This is a genomic window from Cupriavidus sp. 01L46 (assembly GCF_056399905.1).
The window spans coordinates 21,990-28,846 of the sequence record NZ_JBFTSF010000064.1; the positions used below are offsets into that span (position 1 = coordinate 21,990).

Below are 6,857 nucleotides of genomic sequence, written 5' to 3' on the forward strand. Positions count from 1 at the left end.
AGCACCCCGTTGCACAAAGCCCCATTACGCGCTTCCTTTATAATCAACCTAATTCTAAAGGATTCGAGGTGCAGTCATGCTCGATCGTGAAGGCTTTCGCCCGAACGTCGGCATCATCCTCATCAACGCACGGAACGAGGTGTTCTGGGGCAAGCGCATCGGCGAACATTCGTGGCAGTTTCCTCAAGGCGGCATCAAATACGGCGAAACGCCGGAACAGGCGATGTACCGCGAGCTACATGAAGAAGTCGGTCTGCTGCCCGAGCATGTCAGGATTGTCGGTCGCACACGCGACTGGCTGCGTTATGAGGTGCCGGACAAGTTCATCCGCCGCGAAATCCGCGGCCATTACAGGGGACAGAAGCAGATTTGGTTCCTGTTGCGCATGGCGGGCCGCGATTGCGACATCCGCCTGCGCGCCACCGACCACCCGGAGTTCGATGCCTGGCGCTGGAGCCATTACTGGGTCCCGCTAGACGCTGTCATCGAGTTCAAGCGCGATGTCTACCAACTCGCGCTGACCGAGTTGTCCCGCTTCCTGCAGCGCAATACCCGTGCGCCGCTGAGCCCCTACGGCACCCATGGCCGGCACGGTTCGGTGCGTGCAGGTTATGCTCGCGCGGGGCTGGACGAGCATCCCGACAGCGTTCCGGACCTGGTGCATCAGGACCTGGCCCACGATCCGGGCCCAATTTCGCCGGCCCAGCCGGCGTCCACAGAACGGAGTACCGATGATTGATTTTGCCGGCCGCGGCTTGCGCCCGAGCCTGCCCGCCGCCTGCTTGCTGGCTGCAACCCTTTGCCTTGGCCTGGCCGGCTGCGGCAGCACGTCCAAGCCGCAGCATGTGCCCATGCCGGACGAATCCGAGGATTACACGCCGAAGAAAGAGTTCAGCATCCTCGATCCGTTCGCCGCGAAGGAATTCAAGGAAGTGGAGACAGCGCTGCCTGCGCTGCCGCGGGATGCGGACCTGATCCCGTTCGAAGTCAGCCCCGCCGGCAACTTTACCTTCGCCGTCGACGGCAAGTCTGTGGCCGTGGGCGCGGACGGCGCGGTGCGTTATACGGTGGTCATCACCGGTGCCGGCGGCATGCGCAATGTGAGCTTCGAGGCCATACGCTGCGACACCTTCGAGCGCAAGATGTACGCCACCTTGCCCAGGGGCGCGACCGAGTGGGTCCGCAACCGCACCGACGACCGCGCTGGCTGGGTCCAGCTGACAGGCATCGCGCGCAATAACTATGGCGCGGCGCTGGCCAAGGATTTCCTGTGCGAGGGCCGCTCTGCGGCAGGCAAGGCGCAGGACATCGTCAAGGAATTGCGTGGCGAAGCGCCGCGCAAGAGCGCGATCACGCGTTGATGGCGGCAACGGCGCGGTAGTACGGCGCCGGACGATGCAAAAAGCCCGCGAGCGATCGCGGGCTTTTTTGCATCGTGCCTCGGAACAATCTGTCCGCTCAAACCAGTACCAGGTTGTCCCGATGGATCAGCTCGTGCTCGTTCTGGTGGCCAAGCACCCGCTCGATCTCGGACGAGGGCTTGCGTGCGATCAGCTTGGCTTCCGAGCTGGCGTAGTTGGTGATGCCGCGCGCCACCTCATGGCCCGCCGCGTCGATGCAGGCAATGACCTCGCCGCGCGCGAACTCGCCCTGCACTTCCACCACGCCGATCGGCAGCAGCGACTTGCCGCCGCTGGTGAGCTTGTCCACCGCGCCGGCATCGATCACCACCCGCCCGCGCAACTGCAGGTGGTCGGCCATCCATTGCTTGCGCGCGGTCAGGCGGCCAGTGGGGGCCAGCAGTTGCGTACCGATGCCCTCACCCCCGGCCAGCCGCTCCAGCACATTGGCTTCGCGCCCGGATGCGATCACGGTATGCGCGCCCGACTTGGCGGCGCGCTTGGCGGCCAGAATCTTGGTCAGCATGCCGCCGCGGCCAATCGACGTGCCGGCGCCGCCGGCCATGGCCTCGAGCTCCACCGCGCCAGCCAGCGCCTCGTCCACGAACTGGGCCTGCGGGTTGCTGCGGGGGTCGGCGGTATAGAGGCCCCGCTGGTCGGTCAGGATCACCAGCGCGTCGCCTTCAATCAGGTTGGTGACGAGCGCACCCAGGGTGTCGTTGTCGCCAAACTTGATTTCGTCGGTGACCACGGTGTCGTTCTCGTTGATGATGGGCACGACACCCAGCGACAGCAGGGTCAGCAGGGTCGAGCGCGCATTGAGGTAGCGCTCGCGGTCAGCCAGGTCGGCATGGGTCAGCAGCACCTGGGCGGTGCGGATGCCGTAGCGGCCGAACTGGCTTTCGTAGACCTGGGCCAGGCCCATCTGGCCCACCGCCGCGGCGGCCTGCAGTTCGTGGATTTCCTTGGGGCGGCGCACCCAGCCGAGGCGCTGCATGCCCTCGGCGATGGCGCCGGAGCTGACCAGCACGACTTCCTTGCCGGCCATGCGCAGCTTGGCGATCTGTGCCGCCCAACGGGCGATGGCCTCGTGATCGAGGCCCTTGCCGTCGTTGGTCACCAGGCTGGACCCAACCTTCACGACGATACGTTTTGCCTGGGCGATGACCGATTGCATGGCGGGAATCCTGTCTGCTGGGTGCTGCTGTTCTTGTCGTTAATTCTGCTCGCCGCCGGACTGGTCGACGTTGTGCAGGCGGTCATCCAGGCGGATGTCCGGCTCCGCCAGCGCGGCGACTTCCTCGGCCTTGATCGCGGCCAGGTGATCCTTGATCGCGTAGATCAGTTCGCGGCAGCCTTCGCCGGTCAGGGCGGAGATGCGGAACACCGGGYCCTTCCACTTGTAGCGCTTGACGAAGTCCTTGACGCGCGCATCGCGCTCTTCCTCGGGCACCACGTCCAACTTGTTCAATACCAGCCAACGCGGCTTTTCGTACAGGCTTTCGTCATACTTCTTCAGCTCGTTGACGATGGCGCGGGCTTCGGCCACCGGGTCCACGGCTTCATCGAACGGCGCCAGGTCGACGATATGCAGCAACAGCCCCGTGCGCTGCAAATGGCGCAGGAACTGATGGCCCAGCCCGGCGCCTTCCGCAGCGCCTTCGATCAGGCCGGGGATGTCGGCCACCACGAAGGACTGCTCGTGATCGACCCGCACCACGCCCAGGTTGGGATGCAGGGTGGTGAAGGGATAATCGGCCACCTTCGGGCGCGCATTGGAAATGTGCGAGATAAAGGTCGACTTGCCGGCGTTCGGCATGCCCAGCAGGCCCACGTCGGCCAGCACCTTCAGCTCCAGCTTGATCATGCGGCGCTCGCCCGGCTTGCCGTCCACCTGCTGGCGGGGCGCGCGGTTGGTACTGGACTTGAAGTGCAGGTTACCCCAGCCGCCCAGGCCACCCTCGGCCAGGCAAACGGTCTGGCCGTGTTCGGTCAGGTCGGCGATCAGCTCGCCGGAATCCATGTCGAGGATCTGCGTGCCGACCGGCATGCGCAGGTTCACATCTTCGCCGCCCGCGCCATAGCATTGTCGCCAGAAAAGAAAAAGCCCCGCAAGTACTGCGGGGCCTTCATGCTGCAAAGGCTGTGATCAGACTGCCGGAACGACGCTGACCTGCTGCTTCTTGGCAGCGCCCTTGACGGCGAACTGCACGTGGCCGTCGACGAGAGCAAAGAGGGTGTGATCCTTGCCAATGCCAACGTTATCGCCCGGGTGCACGCGGGTACCGCGCTGACGCACGATGATGCTGCCGGCGTTGATGGCTTGACCACCAAACACCTTGACGCCCAGACGCTTCGATTCGGAATCGCGGCCGTTCCGTGTGGAACCGCCGCCCTTTTTCTGTGCCATGACTAACTCCTGTCGCTTTACTTTACCTAGTTACGCTTGAATTCGATTTCGACGATGACTGAGCGCTGGCTCAGCCAATGATCTCTTCGATGCGCAGCTCGGTGTAATTTTGACGATGGCCTTGACGCTTTTGATAGTGCTTGCGACGGCGCATCTTGAAGATCTTMACCTTATCGTGACGACCTTGGGAGATAACGGTAGCCTTGACGGAAGCCCCGCTAACCAGCGGCGTACCAAACTTGAGTTGGTCGCCTGCGCCCACTGCGAGCACCTGGTCGAGCGTGATTTCTGCGCCAATGTCTGCCGGTATCTGTTCTACTTTAAGTTTTTCGCCAGCAGCAACCTTATATTGCTTGCCGCCGGTTTTTACGACCGCGTACATTGTCGAACCTCTCGATGTGAAATAAAACGCCGAAAGCCAACGCCGGCGCGCCCTTGCGTCCGTTTCATCCCGATCCAGGCAACGACCAGGACAGGGAAAACAGACAAGCCGGACGGCCCAATTGGCCCGGTTATCTCCCACCAGCGCATCTGCAGACAATACAAAGCGGCCGGAGGAAACCCACGATTCTATACCAAAGCCGGGAAAAGTACAAAGAAAACAGACACATAGCCTGCCCGGCGCCGCGCGGCGCCGCCTGAAGCACTTCTCCGCCCACCCGGGTCAGATCAGATCCGCGAGCAGGAAACCCGCCAGGGCGGCGAAAGCTGCCCACAGTGCGGTGCGCCGGAGCTGGCGGCGCGAGGAGGAAGGTGGCTGGGTCATGGCGGCATTATAGGTGCACGGGACCGCCACACCCGCTTTGCGCGCGCAACGCCCGCTCGCCTTGCCGCACCCCCCGTTCAGGGGACATACATACACCCGCATCGCTTATAATCGACGGGTTTTGCGTAACGGTGAACATCTTGTCCCAGTCTTCCGCCACTGCCTTGCTTGCCCCGGTCGCTGCCGACATGCGCGCCGTTGATTCGGTTATCCGCCAGCGCCTCGCTTCGGAAGTGCCCCTGATCGAGCAGATCGGCGAGTACATCATCAGTGCGGGCGGCAAGCGCCTGCGCCCGGTGATCCTGCTGCTGTCCGCACGGGCCTTCGGTTACGACGGCAACCGGCACCACGAACTGGCCGCGGTGGTCGAGTTCATCCATACGGCCACGCTGCTGCACGACGACGTCGTCGACGAGTCGGAGCTGCGCCGCGGCCGCCAGACCGCCAACGCGGTCTTCGGCAACGCCGCGAGCGTGCTGGTAGGCGACTTCCTCTATTCCCGCGCCTTCCAGATGATGGTGGACGCCGGCAGCATGCGCATTATGGAGATCCTCTCCAATGCCACCAATGTCATCGCCGAAGGCGAAGTGCTGCAGTTGCTGAACATGCACGATCCCGAGGTCACGGTGGAGCGCTACCTGCAGGTGATCCGCTACAAGACCGCCAAGCTCTTCGAAGCCTCGGCCCAGCTCGGCGCTGTGCTGGCCGGTGCGGACGCGGCCACCGAAGAAGCTGCCGCGGAGTACGGGCGGCGCATCGGCACCGCATTCCAGCTGATTGACGACATGCTGGACTACACCGCCAGCGCCGAGCAGATGGGCAAGAATGCCGGCGACGACCTGCGTGAAGGCAAGCCCACCCTGCCGCTGCTGCACCTGCTCGAGCACGGCACTGCGGAACAACGCACACTGGCTCGCGAAGCCATCGTGCAAGGCGGCACCGAGCATTTCGATGCGGTGTTCACCGCGATCCACGCCAGCGGCGCGCTCGAGGTCACCTTCCAGGCAGCCCAGCGCGAAGCCGAAGCTGCGGAGAAAGCCGCCCAGCAGTTCCCCGACTCCCCACTGAAGCAAACGCTGATCGACCTGTGCGCGTTCTCGCTGCAACGGCAGTCCTGATGCCAAGGCGCGCCGTGCCGGCGCCCTCTTCCATTCCGGAAAAAAGGCTGCTACACTTGTGTGCTTTCGCGCTGCAGCAGTAATTAGGCAGGCAACGCAGAGAAAAATAAACGGGGTGTAGCTTAGCCTGGTAGAGCGCTACGTTCGGGACGTAGAGGCCGGAGGTTCGAATCCTCTCACCCCGACCAGTTTCACGGTCCCCGAGACCGTACAAGAAAGGCCGCACAGCAATGTGCGGCCTTTTTTCATTGGCGTGTCCGGCTCGCCAATCCTGATTTCCACCCCTTCCCCATCCCCCCGCGCAAGTAGGGTTGCGCCCGTGTCGTGCAAACGCCAACACCCTGTCCGGTGCGCCTTTACAAAAAGTGACCCCGGCGGCAAACTGCCCCGATTCGGGGTCCTCGGCCGCTTGCGGCCAATCGTTTTTTGCCATGACACTTGGTCTAGCTCTTGCACAGAGCCGGCGTATCGCGCCGGCCCTGCTCGCCCAGCTTGAACAGTCGGCACGAGAAAAAAAGTCGCAGCTGATCGACGAGATCATCGCCAGCGGCACCATGACTGCACATGATGTGGCGATCTTCGCGGCTGATAAGTATCAGCTGCCGCTGGTCGATCTGAATCAGTACAACCTCAACAAGGTGCCGCCGGCACTGGCGGGCAATCGCGAGTTCCACGCGCACCGCCTGCTGCCGCTGGGCCGGCGCGAGAACCGCCTGGTGCTGGCGTTGTCCGACCCGGGCAACCAGGCCGGGCTGGACGCCATCAAGCAGAAATACAACCTGCCGGTGGAACCCGTCGTGGTCGAGCACGACAAGCTGATGCAATACGTGCGCTCGGCTTCCGACGACAGCGGCGGCACGATCAAGTCGATCGGCCCGGGCCATGTCGAGCGCAAGATGATCGACTACGACCCGGTGGCATCCGCCGGGGCGCTGCGCAACAAGACCGCGGCCGACATCGACGACGCGCCCGTGGTTCGATTCCTGCACAAGCTGTTGACCGAAGCCTTCCATCGCGGCGCCTCCGATCTTCACTTCGAGCCGTTCGAGACCTTCTACCGCATCCGCTTCCGGGTGGATGGCGTGCTGCAGGAAGTGGCACGGCCGCCGGTGGACATCCGCGACAAGATCTCCACCCGGATCAAGGTGCTGTCGCGCCTGGAC

At 63.5% G+C, this 6,857-nt stretch carries 7 protein-coding genes, 1 tRNA gene and 1 pseudogene; 5 read left to right on the forward strand and 4 right to left on the reverse strand.

Annotated features, from left to right (window positions below):
- Positions 1-76 precede the first annotated feature (76 nt).
- Positions 77-739 (forward strand): RNA pyrophosphohydrolase, encoded by a 663-nt coding sequence (locus AC1DS3_RS13760; RefSeq protein ID WP_043349734.1) that lies wholly within the window; start codon positions 77-79, stop codon positions 737-739.
- Positions 732-1,361 carry a CNP1-like family protein gene (locus AC1DS3_RS13765; RefSeq protein ID WP_441633927.1) on the forward strand — a complete coding sequence of 210 codons (630 nt, stop codon included), beginning with the start codon at positions 732-734 and terminating at the stop codon, positions 1,359-1,361. Before AC1DS3_RS13760 ends, AC1DS3_RS13765 begins: the two co-directional genes overlap by 8 nt.
- Positions 1,362-1,458: 97 nt before the next feature.
- On the opposite strand, the gene proB is transcribed toward AC1DS3_RS13765, so the two are convergent.
- The 4 genes and pseudogenes from proB to rplU form a co-directional block, all read right to left on the reverse strand.
- On the reverse strand, positions 1,459-2,577 hold the full coding sequence (proB, locus tag AC1DS3_RS13770; protein WP_441633929.1) for a glutamate 5-kinase: 1,119 nt from the start codon (positions 2,575-2,577) through the stop codon (positions 1,459-1,461).
- 39 nt (positions 2,578-2,616) lie between these two features.
- Positions 2,617-3,486, reverse strand: a pseudogene (gene cgtA, locus AC1DS3_RS13775) (Obg family GTPase CgtA); the annotation flags it as partial.
- A gap of 63 nt (positions 3,487-3,549) precedes the next feature.
- On the reverse strand, positions 3,550-3,810 hold the full coding sequence (gene rpmA / locus AC1DS3_RS13780) for a 50S ribosomal protein L27 (RefSeq protein ID WP_006162509.1): 261 nt from the start codon (positions 3,808-3,810) through the stop codon (positions 3,550-3,552).
- A 70-nt stretch (positions 3,811-3,880) separates the two neighbouring features.
- On the reverse strand, positions 3,881-4,192 hold the full coding sequence (gene rplU / locus AC1DS3_RS13785; RefSeq protein WP_006162510.1) for a 50S ribosomal protein L21: 312 nt from the start codon (positions 4,190-4,192) through the stop codon (positions 3,881-3,883).
- Between the two features lie 572 nt (positions 4,193-4,764).
- Between rplU and ispB the strand changes: the two genes are divergently transcribed.
- From ispB to AC1DS3_RS13800, 3 genes are all read left to right on the forward strand, one after another.
- Positions 4,765-5,694 (forward strand): octaprenyl diphosphate synthase, encoded by a 930-nt coding sequence (gene ispB / locus AC1DS3_RS13790; protein WP_441634028.1) that lies wholly within the window; start codon positions 4,765-4,767, stop codon positions 5,692-5,694.
- A 111-nt stretch (positions 5,695-5,805) separates the two neighbouring features.
- Positions 5,806-5,882: transfer RNA gene (locus AC1DS3_RS13795), tRNA-Pro, on the forward strand.
- A 243-nt stretch (positions 5,883-6,125) separates the two neighbouring features.
- Positions 6,126-6,857 (forward strand): GspE/PulE family protein (locus AC1DS3_RS13800; protein WP_477127371.1); only part of this gene is annotated, 732 nt, incomplete at its 3' end.